This is a genomic window from Pantoea sp. GbtcB22, from assembly GCF_019091025.1.
In the GTDB taxonomy this organism is placed as follows: domain Bacteria; phylum Pseudomonadota; class Gammaproteobacteria; order Enterobacterales; family Enterobacteriaceae; genus Pantoea; species Pantoea leporis.
Map to the genome: position 1 here is coordinate 216,231 of NZ_JAGXKB010000003.1, position 16,165 is coordinate 232,395.

Consider the following 16,165-nt stretch of genomic DNA (forward strand, 5'->3'; position numbering starts at 1 on the left):
CATAGCCTTAAATCGGCAATGTTAATTTCGGGGCGTAACAAAGATCGCTGCAATATTTGCCGGCGCATATTGTTAACGCTCACGCAGTGATTCCCTGGCTTTATTCAGTGGCTTAAGCAAATAATCCATCACGGTTTTATGACCGGTTTTAATCTCAACATTCGCTACCATGCCGGGCATGATGGCGAACCTGCGGCCGCTTTTATTGGTCAGTTCGGCTTTTTGCGTGCGCACATAGACGCGATAGTAAAACTCGTCGTGCCGCACTTCGTCCTGCAGCGTATCAGGCGAGACGGTTTCGACTTCCCCGTGCAGATCGCCATAAATCGACGCGTCGTAGGCGGTGATCTTCACCACCGCGGGTAAACCCGGCCGGATATAGCCGATATCGCGTGGATTGATGCGCGTCTCAATCAGCAATTGATCCTCCAGCGGCACAATCTCCATCAGCTTGCCACCCGGCTCCAGCACGCCGCCCACGGTGGTGACGCGCACATCCTTCACAATGCCGCGCACCGGCGAAATCAGCGTAGTGCGCGTCAGCAGATCCTGTTTCCCTGCCGCCACCTGCAACTGCGCATCCAGCTCACCGTTGTTCTTCACCTGCTCTTCATGGGCTCGCACGTAATAATCGTTGCGCGCTTCGTCGATTTTGCCGCGCAGATCGCTAACCTGGCGACGCAGGCGAATCACATCCACCTTACCCGCCGCGCCGCGCAGCATCAGCGGCTCCGTCACGTTGAGTTCTGCCTGCACCAGCGCAAGGGATTGCTGCAAATTGCCGATGGTCTCGACAAAATTCTGCCGCCGCGCCTGATAGAGCTGCGTTTCGCGCGCCACCAGTTCGGGATGTTGCAGGATATCGGCGCTGAACCTCAGCGGCGTGTCGCTGAGCTCGGCCTGTAAACGTTCAGAGGAGGCACGCAGCGTGCGCACCCGCGCAATCGCCTCACCAAAGTTGGTTTGAAAACGCGTGGGATCGAGTGTTGCCAGCACCTCGCCGCGCTGCACGATATTGCCCTCGTGCACATTGAGCTGTTTGACGATGCCGCCATCAAGGCTATCAATGATCTGCGCGCGGCTGGAAGGCGTGACTTTGCCGATGCCAACCGTGACTTCGTCCAGCACCGCAAAGTACGCCCACAGCAGAAACAGCAGCAGCGCCACCATGCACAGCCAGATGATCGCCGAGGTGCGACGCTCACGCCGCGTCAGATCTTTATCCAACAGCACCACGCTCATGCCGCATCTCCTTTTTTACTGGCGGCGTGGCGCAGAATCTCGTCGCGCGCGCCATCGGCCACGATGCGGCCGTTATCCATCACAATGATGCGATCAACCATGCGCAGCAGCGTGGGACGATGCGTGACCAGTACCAGCGTGCGCCCGGTGACCCATTGCGCCAGCTGACGAATCACCTGCGCCTCCAGTTGCTCATCCATCGCCGCGGTCGGTTCATCCAGCAAAACCACCTGCGGCTGGCGCAGAATTAACCGGCTGAGCAGCACCATTTGCCGCTGGCCGCCGGACAAGCCGCGTCCGCCTTCATGAATAATGCGATCAAGGCTGGCGGCGTCCTGCTGCACCAAAGCTAACGCGCCGCTAATGCGCAGCGCCTGCAGCATCTCCTGCTCGCTGGCGTGCGGATTACCGAGCAGCAGGTTCTGGCGCAGCGTGCCGAAAAACAGCCGCGCATCCTGCGACAGCCAGCCAAGCTGACGCCGCAGATCGACCGGATCGATGCAGGTGAGATCGACGCCGTCCACCAGCACTTTGCCCTGGCTGGCGCGCGCCTGACCGGCCAGCATCTTCAGCAGCGTCGATTTGCCCGCGCCGACTTTACCGAGAATCGCCACGCGTTCGCCGGGCGTGATCTGCAATTGCGGAATGTTGAGCACGCTATTACCGCTCTCCTCTTCGTAGCGGTAATGCACATTTTGCAGCAGATAGTGGCCGCTGAGCACCGGACAGTGCGCCAGCGTGGCGTGATCGGGTTGGTCGAGCGGCTTCTTTAACAGTTCATCCAGCCCTTTCATCGCCGATTTCGCATGCTGCCAGCGCGAAAACACCATGGTGAGCTGCATCAGCGGCGCGATGGTGCGTGATGAGAGCAAGCTGCACGCCACCAGCGTGCCGGTGGTGATCTGATTGTCGAGCACCAGATAGACGCCGAGCACCAACATGCCGGCATAGGTGAGCTGCTGCACGCTGGCCGACCAACCGGTGAGGCGCGCGCCCCACAAACGTTGCTGATTGCTGATGGCCGCGCTAACTTCGTGCGTTTGCTCCCACTGGCGTTGAAAATAGGGTTCCGCTTGCAGCGCTTTGATATCCTCTACACCTTCTAAGGTTTCCACCAACACCGCCTGGCGCAGCGCGCTTTCCCGCAACCCTTCCTGCGCCAGACGCGCCATCGGGATCTGCACCAGTAAACCAGGAGTGACGATCAGCGGGATTGCCAGTAACGGAATCAGCACCAGCCAGCCGCCAATCGACGCCATAATCAGCAGAAACAGCAGCACAAACGGCAAGTCGGCGGCGGCATTCACCGTGGTGGACGTCAGCAGTTCGCGTACCTGGTCAATTTCACGCAATTGGGCAATAAAGGAGCCGGTGGAACGCGGACGCGCTTCGTTGCGGATGTTCATCGCCCGCGCAAACAGCATGGCGGATATTTTCAGGTCGATGCGTTTGCCCATCAGATCAGAAACCTGGGTGCGCATGAGGCGAATCAGATACTCAATGGCGGCCGCCAGCACCACGCCGGCGAACAACACCCACAACGTTGGCAGCGACTGCGCCGGAATCACCCGATCGTACACCTGCATAGAAAACAGAATGCCCGCCAGCGCCAGCACGTTGCCGACCAGCGAGGCCAGGCTGATTTCCGCAATGCGCCGCTTCATGCCACGAAAGTGATGCCAGAACCAGTGCGGCTGATACGGCTGCACAAACTCATCGATGCGCGCATCACGCGCCCGCGCCGCCACACCAACGACGCCGACCTGCATGTCGGCCTGCATGAGCAAATCCTGCAGCTGACCTGCGCGCACCACATCGCCACTTTCACTCAGCCAGTAACGTACGCCACCGTTACTATCCACCTCTTCTATCAACGCCACGCTGCCATTTTCCAGCAGCAGCAATACCGGCACAATTTCCTGCCGCCAGCGCAGTTTGCTGTGCGGCAGCAACATCAAATGCAGGCCTAACAGCCGGGCTAAACGTTCTAACTGTTGCGTCGGGGCCAGATGTTGAAACCAGCGCATCTGCTGGCGCAGCGTGCTGCCGTCCGCCGGTTTACCGAAGCGTGCCGCCACGCGCAGCATTGCCGCGATGCCGTTGTCGCTGTTGAAGGGTTGTGCTGTCATCCCTGTTGTCCCGTGAGCAATGAGAGTGGGCTGGCAACCGCTAGCCGATGTTGCTAGCGGTTGATGGGCGGATTACGCCAGGCTCTGAACCTGATGTTGCTGCAGATGGTCGCCGAGGGTGTAACTGCTATCGCTGGCGTTGTAGTGACTCTCCGTGGCGCGCGCATCGCTGGGTTGAGCGGCGGCGCTGTCGCCTGCGTCGACCAGCTGCGTATTCAGTGGCTCGCTGCTGACGCTGGCGGCCGCCTCATGGCTATCGATGGTCACCGGCTGCGTCGCCGTCGCCACATTGCCTGCTTTGTCCTGCGCGCTGACCTTCATTTGGTAGCTGCCATCATCCAGCGGTGCCAGCTGACCCGCCAAAATGGTCAGCGCCCAGTTGCCGTCGGCTTTAACCGTGGCGGTGTAACTCTGATCGCCCAGCGTCAACGTCACAAGGCTGCCCTGATCGAGATGGCTACTGCTGCCCTGAATCAGATGCCAGCTATTCAGCTCCGCCGCATCCAGCACCCCGTCGCCAAACGGTTGATTCAGCGTAATGGTCGGCACCTGATGCGTGGCAACGTTGAACAGGTTCTCAATAATCTGCGTGTCGTGGTTGCCGTACTCATCCCAGCGCGTGGCCAGCGCCGACACTTCGCCATCCGGCAGCGCCTGCAGATCTTCGGCGCTGATGGTGACCATGCCGTTGACCGGCGTGTAGTTTTTGCCGTTGAGCGTCAGCTCCTTCACGCCTTCGAGATAGAAACTGAGATCGTGCTGCGCTTCCTGCTGATTCAGCGTGGTATCGCCGCCAATATTCATTTCGTAATAGATGTCTGGCAGTTGGGTGACCACGTTCAGTTCCAGCATTGCGTCGGTGCTGTTGCCAGCGCCATCCTGCGCATAAACGCGGATTTCGCCCAGTGCAATAAAGCTCGCCACTTCACTGGCCGGAATCGTTACCTGCCAGTGACCGTCGCTGCCAATCTGCGCGTGATAAACCGCATCACCGCTGCACAACAACAGCTGCTGGCCCGGCACCACCACCGAAAGATCGCCGCTAAAGGTGAGATCGTTTTGGCTCTCTTCTTTATTGATCACGTTGTCTGCCGTGACCTTATCGAAACTGATGTGCGGCAGGCTGCTAACGTGGGTAATTAAGGTGACATCCTGCAGATAAGCGGTGGTTTTGCCGTTGGGATCGGTAGCGCTGACTTTCAGGCTGTAGACGCCATCCTGTAACGCCTGAAGATCCTGTGAAGGAATAGCGGCGGTCCATTCGCCTTTATCGTTAACGCCGCCAGAGTATTTTTTCCCGGCTAAAATCACCGTGATATGGCTGTTCGCCGGCATGTGCGTAACACTGCCGTGCACCTCCACGCCGTAAATGCCTTCTGCCACGCTGACCGCGTTATCACCGCTGATCGGATCCACCGTCAGCGTAGGCTTGATGGTTTTATCCACGTAAACCCCAAAGCCCACCTGCGTATCGGTGCTATTACCGGCTTTGTCGGTGAGGGTTAGCGTCAGCGAATAAGCACCGTCGGACAATCCGTTGAGCACCGACGGCGGCATCGAAGCATTCCAGTAACCCCATTTATTTACCGTGCTGTGCCAGACTTCGCCGTTAAAGGTCAGCGTTACGGTGGCGCCTGGCTCAGATTCGGCGCGACCGCGCAGGTGAATATTCCTGCCGGATTCCCATGCGGCAATCACGCCATCTTGTGCAATAGGTTCATAAGGACGTAACGGCGCGGGCGGCGTAGTATCCACGCTGCGCGTTTGCAAAGATGATGTGTCGTCTGCCAGCGGATAAAGAGTGGCCGCAGAGTGCAGAATCGCCGCTAATTGTTGTTCGGATTGACGTGAAGACATAGGTAACCTCGTTACAGGGAAGGTATTGCAACGGTCATTAAGCTTATTAATGTTTTAAGCGTACCGGTGCGCCATACAGGCCATTAATCAATGGCCCGCTTCGCCTGATGAAAACGGGTTACCCGCAGGTAACAAGGAGTAAAACAAGGCACAGCAAAATTCTCCCAAAGGAGGAGAAATAATCTCGATCTCGCTATATTCCGCATCGGGAGCTGATGGGATGACTAACATATCGGTTTTACGTGGTCGCTGCCTATTGGCGAAAATCCGGAAATGCATGCTTTGCGACAGCGCCAAAAAATTGACGTCCAGGCCGCATGTGGCGCGGAATCTTTCATCAGTATACTGCATCATTCGGCAGAAAAAATTTTACTTAAGTCACTCCAGTAATGATTGGCACATGCCAGGAAAGTTCTGGAAAAGCGCAGCGATGCGTAAAAAATCGGTAATATGCCTGTTTCTGGCGTTTAATCGCTGCCATCTGATAGGGTCTGATGCGCGGTGTGACATGCGCTTTGATGCTAAACTTCGTCGCTTCACCCGCTAATGAAAACTACTCTATATGACAGCACTGGACGCCGCGCCGCAAAATAAATTGCATCACCGTGTCAACCTCGGGACACGTATCGTTTTCCTCATCGCTGGATTGGGCATGTCCGCATGGGCACCGCTGGTGCCGTTCGCCAGCCAGCGTCTGGCATTGAGCGGCGCATCATTGGGTGGTTTGCTTCTGTGTTTGGGAATTGGCTCGCTGGCGGCGATGCCGATTACCGGCGGTTTGATTGCGCGCTTCGGTGGTCGTCGGGTGATGTTGTGCTCCACGCTGGTGGTGCTGGCGATGTTACCGCTGCTGGCGACGCTTGATGTGATGTGGCTGATGGCCGCCACTTTAATGGTGTTTGGTGCCGGACTCGGCATGCTGGATGTCGCGATGAACGTGCAGGCTGTCGAAGTGGAAAAAGCCGCACGCAAGCCGATGATGTCCGGTTTCCACGGTTTCTTTAGCCTCGGCGGGATTATCGGCGCCGGCTCCGTCAGCCTGTTACTCGGCAGCGGCCTGACGCCGTTGCAAGCGGTTGGCGCGGTGATGGTGCTGATTGTGCTGCTGCTGGTGTGGAGCCTGCCAACGCTGATGACCGAACGCCTGCATCAGCCCGATCAGCCGTGGCTGGTTATTCCGCGCGGTTGGGTGGCATTCCTCGGTTTACTCTGCTTTATTCTGTTTCTTGCCGAAGGTGCGGTGCTGGATTGGGGCGCGCTGTTGCTGCTGCAAAGCCCGGAGATGAGTCCGGCGCACGCTGGTTTAGGTTATGCGGTGTTCTCGGTGGCAATGACCATTGGTCGTCTGACCGGCGATAAAGTGATTCAGCGCTTCGGCCGTTATCCGGTGATGTTGACCGGTGCGTTAGCCGCTGCCGCAGGCATGACGCTGGCGGTGTTGCTGCCGTGGCCGCAAATTGCGCTGCTGGCTTTCCTGCTGGTGGGTTTTGGCCTCGCCAATACGGTGCCGATGTTGTTCAATGCTGCCGGGAATCAACACGATATGCCGTCGAATCTGGCGATTTCGGCCATGACAACGTTAGGCTATGCAGGTATTCTTTCAGGTCCGGCTTTAATCGGATTAATTTCCCAGTGGATCAGCCTGAGTGGTGCATTTTTGCTTATCGCTCTGCTGCTGCTGGCCGTCGCTGCCAGTGCCCGACGGGTTGCGCGCTAATTCCATGATCCTGAGACACTATGCTGCCTTATAAATTTCCTCTGACATCCGGCAATGTAACGCGCTTTTTCGTGGTGTTTAACCTGGTGCTTTTTCTGGCGCTCGGCGCGATGGTGCACAACAGCGTGAATGCCTGGATGACAGAGAAGCGCTATGCGATGACCGATTTGGCGCGTGCGATGCAGAAACGCATCGATGCGTCGCGCTTCGCTACGTGGCAGATCTATGAGAACCTGGCCACCAGCGCCGCCGGTTCGTCGCCGAACAGTAATCTTCAGGAAACCCGCCTGCGCCCGGATGTCTATTATCTGGAAAAAACCCGCCGCAAAACCGAAGCACTGATTTTCGGTTCGCACGATAGCAGCACGCTGGATATGACCATGCGCATGTCCAACTATCTCGATACGCTGTGGGGCGCGGAAAATCCGACCTGGTCGATGTACTTCCTCAATGGTCAGGATAACAGCCTGATTATGATCTCCACGCTGCCGCTGAAAGACATGGCGACACGTTATAAAGAGAGTGCGATCAATTCGCTGGTTGATAGCCGCCGCGCCGAGATGCTGCAGCAGGCCAATGCGCTGGATGAGCGCGAAAGCTTCTCGCCGCTGCGTCACTTCGCCTGGCAGAACGATCACTACTTTACCCTGCGCACCACTTTCAATCAGCCGGGCCATTTAGCCACCGTGGTGGCATTTGATTTGCCGGTTAACGATCTGATTCCGCGTAATATGCCGCTGGAGAACTTCCAACTGCGTCAGGACGCGACGCAAACGTCGACCACCACCACCACCAGCGACGATACCAGCAGCGAAAGCACGCACGTGGCGCTGGTAAACCCGAATCTGGAGATCGCCGCCTCGCTGCCTAGCACTTCGCTGCAGCTGGTGTATCGCGTGCCGCTCACCAGCCTGGCGCTGGATACGCTGCATAATCTGATGTGGCCGCTGCTGATCAACCTTGTGCTGTTTTTATTGTCGATTGCGGGCATTACGCTGCTGCGTCAGCAATCGCTGCGCCCGAACGAGAATCAGAGCGCCGAGCTGGATTCGCTGCGCATGCTTAACGAAGAGATCGTCGCCAGTTTGCCGGTCGGCTTGCTGGTGTACGACTTCGCCACTAACCGCACGCTGCTCAGCAATAAAATCGCTGAACATCTATTGCCGCACCTGAATCTGCAGAAAATCATCAATATGTCCGATCAACATCAGGGCGTATTGCAGGCGACCATCAATAATGAAGTGTATGAAATTCGCCACGCGCGCAGCGTGCTGTCGCCGCATACTCAGCTATTTATGATGCGCGATCAGGACCGCGAATTACTGGTAAATAAGAAGTTGCAGAAGGCACAACAGGTGCTGGATCGTAATCACCAGATGCGTCAGCAGTTAATGCATAACCTCGGTCACGCCCTCAATGGTCCACTGCAAAGCATGGTTAAGCAACTAGTACAACTTAGCCAGCGTGACGATGACGAAAGCGTGCTCGATCTGCTCGACGAGAGCCAGGGTTTGGCGCGCCTGGTGGATGACATTGTGCTGCTTAATCGCCTGGAAGCGCATGACTGGTCGCCTGATGCCAGCGTGTTCAACCTGCAGGATATGCTGGACGAAATCGCGCTGGAAAGCCTGCCGCTGCTGCGTCGTAAAGGTTTAGCGCTGGTGGTGAATAACCATTTAGCCAATGACGAGATGCGTTTTGGCGATCGTCGTGCGCTGCGTAAAGTGCTGACCACGCTGATGCACTATTCGCTGACCACCACGCGCTGGGGCAAGATTTCGCTGGAGATCAAAACCAGTGAAGACAAGCCCAATCAGGTCTTACTGCAGCTGGTGGATACCGGCTCCGGCTTGAGCGTCGATGAACTGGCGAATGTCGATTTCCCCTATCTCGGCGACACCACGCAAGATCGTTTTGGCCAGGCGTCCGGCATGGCATTTTTCCTCTGTAAGCAGCTGTGCAAACAGATGGGCGGCCAGCTGGAGATCATCGCTAAACCCGATATCGGCACACGCTACAATATTCAGCTGCCGCTGGCGTTAGAGCAGCAAGGCGAGCAGGAAGAGAAACTGCTGGAAGGCGTGACCGCGTTGGTGGATATCGCCGTAGAAGACGTACACAAGATCGTTTGTCGCCACCTCGAAAACTGGGGAGCGAAATGCCTGACCTCGGATGAGCGTTTAACTGGTCAGGATCATGATGTGCTGGTGACCGACGATCCGGCGCGCCTGACCGGCTGGGCGCTGCTGCTGGCCGGTGACGAAATGGGTCATCACGCGTTGAACGATCAGCAATTCCGGGTCAACTTCAATCTCAGTAATGCACTGCTTGATGCGCTGCTGGCCCTGATTGAAAAGCAACTTTCTCATGATTTGTTAGAGGAGAGTCGCGAAGATGAAGAAGCCACGCCGCTAATGAGCGGAGGCTATTTCCAGCTGTTTACCGAGACAGTACCGCCAGATGTGAAGAGACTGTATACTGAAGCGGCGGAAAAGGATTATCCCTCGCTTGCTCAGACAGCACATCGCCTGAAAGGCGTGTTTGCCATGCTCAATCTGGGTTCAGGTAAACAGCTTTGTGAAGCGTTAGAACAACACATTAAAGTATGTGACGATTTAACCATTAAAAATACCACCAGTGAAATTGACGCTTACGTCAGCCAACTGCTGCAGCAAGGTAACCAATAAGATGAATAACTTGAACGTAATTATTGCCGATGACCATCCGATCGTTCTGTTCGGTATCCGTAAGTCACTGGAACAGATTGAATGGGTTAACGTTGTAGGTGAGTTTGAAGACTCAACAGCACTGGTAAACAGCTTGCCCAAACTGGACGCTAATGTCCTGATTACCGACCTCTCCATGCCAGGCGAGAAGTACGGTGACGGTATCACCCTGATTAAATACATCAAACGTCACTATCCGGACCTCTCGATTATCGTTCTGACCATGAACAATAACCCAGCGATCCTGAGCGCGGTGTTGGATCTGGATATCGAAGGGATCGTACTGAAGCAAGGCGCACCAACCGATCTGCCAAAAGCACTCGCGGCTCTGCAGAAAGGCAAAAAATATACGCCGGAAAGCGTGGCAAAACTGCTGGAGCGCATCAGCGCCGGTGGTTACGGTGACAAACGTCTGTCGCCGAAAGAGAGTGAAGTACTGCGTCTGTTCGCAGAAGGTTTCCTGGTGACTGAGATCGCTAAGAAACTTAACCGCAGTATCAAAACCATCAGTAGCCAGAAGAAATCAGCCATGATGAAACTGGGCGTGGAAAACGATATCGCGCTGCTGAACTATCTCTCTTCTGTCAGCGCCACTCAGGTCGACAAAGAGTAATACGAATGGGCGGCGTCTTCTGACACCGCCCATTTTTTAGTATCCGCTTTACGCCTCTACCCTGCCCTTTCTGACGCGTTCCGCATACACCGCCAGCGTGCTTTTCAACACATCCAGCGTGACCGGCTTCGACAAACAGTTATCCATACCCGCATCCATACACCGCTGCTTCTCTTCCGCTAACGCATTTGCCGTGACGCCAATCACCGGGAAAGTATGTCCCAGCTGACGCAGACGTTGCGTCAGGCGATAACCATCCATGTTCGGCATGTTCACGTCGCTCAGCACGATATCGATATGGTTGCGACTCAGCACGTTCAGCGCATCAACGCCATCCTGCGCGGTTTTGGTTTGATAGCCGACGGTGCCGAGCTGTTCTGATAGCAGCATGCGGTTGATCGGATGGTCATCAACAATCAGCACGATAATATCCTCGAAGGTCGCGGCGGCTTTTGGCGCGGTTAACGGCAGCGGCGTGGCGGTTTGGCTATTAATGTTGATGCGGTAGATGCGGCCCAGCAGCTGCGGCAGATCGTGGAGCATCGCGCTGCTCTGAATCCATTGCCCCGGCGCGGTTTCGTGCGGCATATCGATGTGCTCACCACAGATACGAATATGTGCGCGTCCAGTTTGCGCGGCAGGCTCATCGTGATCGCTGATGATCACATCATCAGCCGCCGCCTGGCCGTGGTAATACGCTGCCTGAATACCCTGCTGTTGCAGCAGACGCAGCAGGAAGCTGGCGAGATACTCATTACGCATATCCAGCCAGATGGCTTTTTCCTGCAAGCCGTCGAGCAGCGGTGGCGCCGCCAGCTGACCGGAATAGATCGGAATACGCACGATAAACTGGCTGCCCATACCCGGTTCGGAATCGACTTCGATGTCGCCGTCCATCATGTTGATCAGCTTTTCACAAATCGCCAGCCCTAAGCCGGTGCCCTGGAAGTTACGCTGCACGCCAGAACCCACCTGGAAGAACGGATCGAACAGGCGCGTTACCTCTTTGGCCGGAATACCGACGCCGGTATCGCGTACGCGGAATGCCAGATAACCCTCTTTGACGTAAGCATGCAGAATGATGCAGCCGGTATGCGTGAATTTAATGGCGTTGTTAAGCAGGTTGGATATCACCTGCTGCAGACGCATGGCGTCGCCATCCATAATCAGCGGCACATCGTTTTCGATAAACACATACAGCGCCAGGCGCTTACGCACCACCAGCGAGAGATAGTTGCTGGCAATGTGATTGACCACTTCACGCGGCGAGAACGGATGCGGTTCAATTTTCAGCTGTTCGGATTCAATCTTCGAGAAGTCGAGGATGTCGCTGATGATCTTCAGCAGCAGGCTCGACGAGTTGTTCATCGCCGTCACCAGTGAATCGACGCCTTTCGGCAGCACTTTGGTTTGCAGCAGATCGAGGTTACCGATAATGCCGTACAGCGGCGTGCGCAGTTCATGGCTGACGGTGGCGAGGAACATTGATTTCGACTGGCTGGCTTGCTCGGCCGAGTGCGCCATCTCCTGCAGCGACTGCTCCATACGCACGCGCGCCGAAACATCCACCAGCACGCAAATCGCCACGTTTTCATTACGATAACGCGAATGTACAAAGCTGATTTGCAGGTTGGTGTTGCTGCCGGTCAGCACATCGACAAAGTTGACCTGCTGACCGCCAATGATTTCATTCAGACGCTGGCGATCTTCCTGCGTCAGCAGCGTCAGATAGTTATGCGCCAGTTCGTTACTCAGAATGTTGGTGCCGTCGCTGGTGCGCAGGATACAGATGCCGACCGGCGCCGAGGCGACAATCTTGCGGTTGAACTGCTCGTGCTCCTCCAGCCGATGCGCATTCTCCTCGGCCGGCAGGAACATGCGGCGCTCAAAAATCCACGCCAGCGTGAACAAAATCACCGCGGTTAAGATATTGAGTAGCAGCGCGTTGATCAGCATCAGCTTGAGCTGATCGGTTAACACGTCGGTGGAAAGCGACCACACCACATTGAGATTCGACGGCGGCAGCGGCTTTTTCAGCACCAGCTGGCGATAGCTGTCGAGATAGCCGAACCAGGTGCTGTTATCCGGCAGATCGTCGAGCGAGTAGCCCGGCCCGCCGCGACGCGAACTGATCAGCGGACGGTAGTTTTCATCGGTGATGGTGGCCACCAGCGGCAAACCGCCCGGCTGAATAAACTCATCAAGGCGAATATTCTGCTCCACGCCCAGCAACGCCTGCAGCTTGTTCGCCACATATACCGGCATCACCATATAGAAGTTGCCGACGCCCGGCTGCGCGCTGCTAGTGATCCAATACATCGGCTGACGGCGCTCTTCTTCATTGCCGTTGCGATAATGCAGCACGCGTTCGCGCAGCGCTTTTAGGCTACGTTCACGATCGACCGAATTGTTGCTGCCGATAGTGAAATCAGCCAGACACTGATTCTCTCCGCCGATGAAGAACACGCGGTTCAATTCATACGCCGAGGCAAAATTGCTTTTCCAGTAATTGATGTAGTAGCTGAGCGAGTCCAGCGAGTTACGCCAGGTATTGCTCATTGACGTGCAGTCGCCATCGGAAAACAGCGGCGTGAACTGCGGCAACGCACCTTTGCCCGGCGGCAAACCGTTGAGCACATCCAGACCATTAGCGCTGCTGCTCAGGCGATTTTCGGTGATGTATTTCAGCTCGCGCATCACATCCGCCGAATGGCGCACGTACCACTCAGCCTGACCATAATTGGCGGCAAACTCCTGACGCACCGCGTTCTCTTTCTCGTGCAGCACGTTGATGATGTAGAAAGTGGTCAGCAGCGCACCCAGCGCCCAGAGCAGCAACGCCAGCGCACGAAACAGATAGCGCGAAATTCGAAGCGTAGTGCGAAAGGAGACGAGATATTTCAAATGAGGCTCACTGGCGGTAAGAGGTTATCAGGATGTTGAAAAGCTTCCATACACTAGCTTTATCGGCCCTAAAAAGCCAGCTAGCCCGCGCCTTTAGGGGAAAACTCAGATAAAAAAACGGCAGGCCAGTTTCCTGACCTGCCGCTTATTAAAGCCGTTACGAATTACTCTTCGTCGTCAGCTTCTGGTGCATCGTCGTCGCTGTCCACTTCCGGCGCGATATCCTCCTCGCCTTCCGCTACGCTACCGTCGATGGCGTCGAGTTCTTCCTCTTCCACCGGCTCCGCGACGCGTTGCAGACCCACCACGTTTTCATCTTCCGCTGTACGGATCAGAATCACGCCCTGAGTATTACGGCCTACCACGCTGACTTCCGATACGCGAGTACGCACCAGCGTACCGGCATCGGTGATCATCATGATCTGATCGCCATCCACCACCTGTACCGCGCCGATAACCGGTCCGTTACGTTCGGTGACTTTAATCGAGATCACGCCCTGGGTCGCACGCGACTTGGTTGGATACTCGCTGTTGGCGGTACGTTTACCGTAACCGTTCTGCGTCACGGTGAGGATCGCGCCCTCTTCGCGTGGCACAATCAGCGACACCACTTTGTCGCTTTCAGCCAGCTTGATACCGCGAACGCCCGAAGCCGAACGGCCCATCGCACGTACCGCCGTTTCAGCGAAGCGCACCACTTTACCGGCGGCAGAGAACAGCATTGCTTCGTCGCTACCGTTGGTCAGCGCCACGCCAATCAGCTCGTCATCCTCACGCAGGTTGATGGCGATGATGCCCGCGCTACGCGGACGGCTGAACTCCTGCAGCGCGGTTTTCTTCACGGTACCGCTCGCGGTAGCCATGAAGATGTTGAAGCCTTCGGTGTATTCACGCACCGGCAGAATGGCGGTGATACGTTCGTTGGCTTCCAGCGGCAACAGGTTGACGATTGGACGACCGCGCGCACCACGGCTGGCTTCCGGCAGCTGATAGACCTTCATCCAGTAGAGACGGCCACGGCTGGAGAAGCACAGAATGGTGTCGTGGGTGTTGGCCACCAGCAGACGATCGATAAAGTCTTCTTCTTTAATACGTGCGGCGGATTTGCCTTTACCACCGCGGCGCTGGGCTTCATAGTCGGTCAGCGGTTGGTATTTGACATAACCCTGATGCGACAGCGTCACCACAACGTCTTCCTGATTGATCAGGTCTTCGATGTTGATGTCTGCACTGTTCGCGGTAATTTCAGTACGACGTGCGTCGCCGAACTGATCGCGCATCAGCTCCAGCTCTTCACGGATTACTTCCATCAGGCGCTCAGCGCTTTGCAGGATGTGCAGCAGCTCAGCAATCTGATCCAGCAGCTCTTTGTATTCGTCGAGCAGCTTTTCGTGCTCGAGGCCGGTCAGTTTCTGCAGACGCAGATCCAGAATCGCCTGCGCTTGCTGTTCAGTCAGATAATATTGACCATCGCGAATACCGAACTCGGCTTCCAGCCATTCCGGACGCGCAGCATCATTACCGGCACGTTCCAGCATCGCGGCAACGTTACCCAGATCCCACGACTGCGCCAGCAGGCCCAGTTTCGCTTCGGCTGGCGTTGGTGCACGACGAATCAGTTCGATGATCGGGTCGATGTTAGCCAGCGCAATCGCCAGGCCTTCAAGGATGTGAGCACGATCGCGCGCTTTACGCAGTTCGAAAATGGTACGACGCGTAACCACTTCACGACGGTGACGCACGAAGGCTTCGATGATGCCTTTCAGCGTCATGATCTTCGGCTGGCCCTGATGCAGCGCCACCATGTTGATGCCGAAAGAGACCTGCAGCTGTGTCAGCGAGTAGAGGTTGTTGAGAACCACTTCACCCACCGCATCGCGTTTGATCTCAATGACAACACGCATGCCGTCTTTATCAGATTCGTCACGTAGTGCGCTGATGCCTTCCACGCGCTTCTCTTTCACCAGCTCGGCGATCTTCTCGATCAGACGCGCTTTGTTCACCTGATACGGCAGTTCGTGCACGATGATGGTTTCACGGCCGGTCTTGGCATCAGTTTCCACTTCGCCACGTGCGCGAATGTAAATCTTACCGCGCCCGGTGCGATAGGCTTCTTCAATACCACGACGACCATTGATGAAGGCCGCCGTCGGGAAGTCTGGCCCGGTGATGTGCTCCATCAGACCCTCAACGGTGATGTCTTCATCTTCGATAAACGCCAGACAGCCGTTGATCACTTCCGTCAGGTTGTGCGGTGGAATGTTGGTTGCCATACCAACGGCGATACCGGAAGAACCGTTTACCAGCAGGTTAGGAATTTTAGTTGGCAGGACTTCAGGGATCTGCTCGGTGCCGTCATAGTTCGGCACGAAATCGACGGTTTCCTTTTCCAGGTCAGCCAGCAGCTCCGAAGAGATCTTTGCCATGCGGACTTCGGTATAACGCATCGCTGCGGCGGAGTCGCCATCGACCGAACCAAAGTTACCCTGACCGTCAACCAGCATGTAGCGCAGGGAGAATGGCTGGGCCATACGCACGATACTTTCGTATACCGCGGAATCGCCGTGCGGGTGATATTTACCGATGACGTCACCGACCACACGGGCGGATTTTTTATAGGGTTTATTCCAGTCGTTGCCCAGTTCGCTCATGGCAAAAAGCACACGGCGGTGTACCGGCTTCAGACCATCACGCACATCGGGTAAGGCTCGGCCAACAATGACCGACATGGCGTAATCGAGGTAGGAGTTTTTCAACTCTTCTTCGATATTGACCGGTGTAATTTCTCTCGCAAGGTCGCTCATGGAGCCGCTATCCCTCTACATAATCCCGGATTTAAAGGTGCGAAAGTATATCACATTGCTTCCCTTCGGTGAACGTTAACCAGGCCTTAATCCCGCTTTTCCTTGAGCGTGAGAGATGCGTTCGCGTGAGTTAAGCGTTTATACTGAGGGAATATTTTGTCTGGAGTGATGAT

Annotated in this window: 8 protein-coding genes; 3 read left to right on the forward strand and 5 right to left on the reverse strand. The window is 55.9% G+C overall.

The genetic code is table 11. The features are described from left to right. Window positions 1-72: 72 nt before the first annotated feature. From KVT28_RS12405 to KVT28_RS12415, 3 genes are all read right to left on the reverse strand, one after another. Window positions 73-1,242, reverse strand: coding sequence for an HlyD family efflux transporter periplasmic adaptor subunit (locus KVT28_RS12405; RefSeq protein WP_217548721.1), 1,170 nt, complete (start codon window positions 1,240-1,242; stop codon window positions 73-75). Continuing rightward, on the reverse strand, window positions 1,239-3,371 hold the full coding sequence (locus KVT28_RS12410) for a type I secretion system permease/ATPase (protein ID WP_217548723.1): 2,133 nt from the start codon (window positions 3,369-3,371) through the stop codon (window positions 1,239-1,241). Before KVT28_RS12410 ends, KVT28_RS12405 begins: the two co-directional genes overlap by 4 nt. A gap of 72 nt (window positions 3,372-3,443) precedes the next feature. Further along, window positions 3,444-5,228, reverse strand: a complete 1,785-nt coding sequence (locus KVT28_RS12415; RefSeq protein WP_217548725.1) for an Ig-like domain-containing protein — start codon at window positions 5,226-5,228, stop codon at window positions 3,444-3,446. Window positions 5,229-5,790: 562 nt separating this feature from the next. Here KVT28_RS12415 and KVT28_RS12420 point away from each other — a divergent pair. Genes KVT28_RS12420 through rcsB form a run of 3 tightly spaced genes read left to right on the forward strand, consistent with a single transcriptional unit; the run spans window position 5,791 to window position 10,284 of the window. Next, the gene (locus KVT28_RS12420) at window positions 5,791-6,945 is read left to right on the forward strand and encodes an MFS transporter (protein ID WP_110866581.1); all 1,155 of its coding nucleotides are present in this window, start codon (window positions 5,791-5,793) and stop codon (window positions 6,943-6,945) included. A gap of 23 nt (window positions 6,946-6,968) precedes the next feature. Then, window positions 6,969-9,632 carry a phosphotransferase RcsD gene (gene rcsD, locus KVT28_RS12425; RefSeq protein ID WP_101763721.1) on the forward strand — a complete coding sequence of 888 codons (2,664 nt, stop codon included), beginning with the start codon at window positions 6,969-6,971 and terminating at the stop codon, window positions 9,630-9,632. A 1-nt stretch (window position 9,633) separates the two neighbouring features. Then, on the forward strand, window positions 9,634-10,284 hold the full coding sequence (gene rcsB, locus KVT28_RS12430) for a response regulator transcription factor RcsB (protein WP_007889370.1): 651 nt from the start codon (window positions 9,634-9,636) through the stop codon (window positions 10,282-10,284). A 48-nt stretch (window positions 10,285-10,332) separates the two neighbouring features. On the opposite strand, the gene rcsC is transcribed toward rcsB, so the two are convergent. Together rcsC and gyrA are read right to left on the reverse strand one after the other, a co-directional pair. After that, window positions 10,333-13,188 carry a two-component system sensor histidine kinase RcsC gene (gene rcsC / locus KVT28_RS12435; RefSeq protein WP_101763669.1) on the reverse strand — a complete coding sequence of 952 codons (2,856 nt, stop codon included), beginning with the start codon at window positions 13,186-13,188 and terminating at the stop codon, window positions 10,333-10,335. Window positions 13,189-13,352: 164 nt separating this feature from the next. Further along, on the reverse strand, window positions 13,353-15,992 hold the full coding sequence (gyrA, locus tag KVT28_RS12440; protein WP_101763668.1) for a DNA topoisomerase (ATP-hydrolyzing) subunit A: 2,640 nt from the start codon (window positions 15,990-15,992) through the stop codon (window positions 13,353-13,355). Window positions 15,993-16,165: the final 173 nt, after the last annotated feature.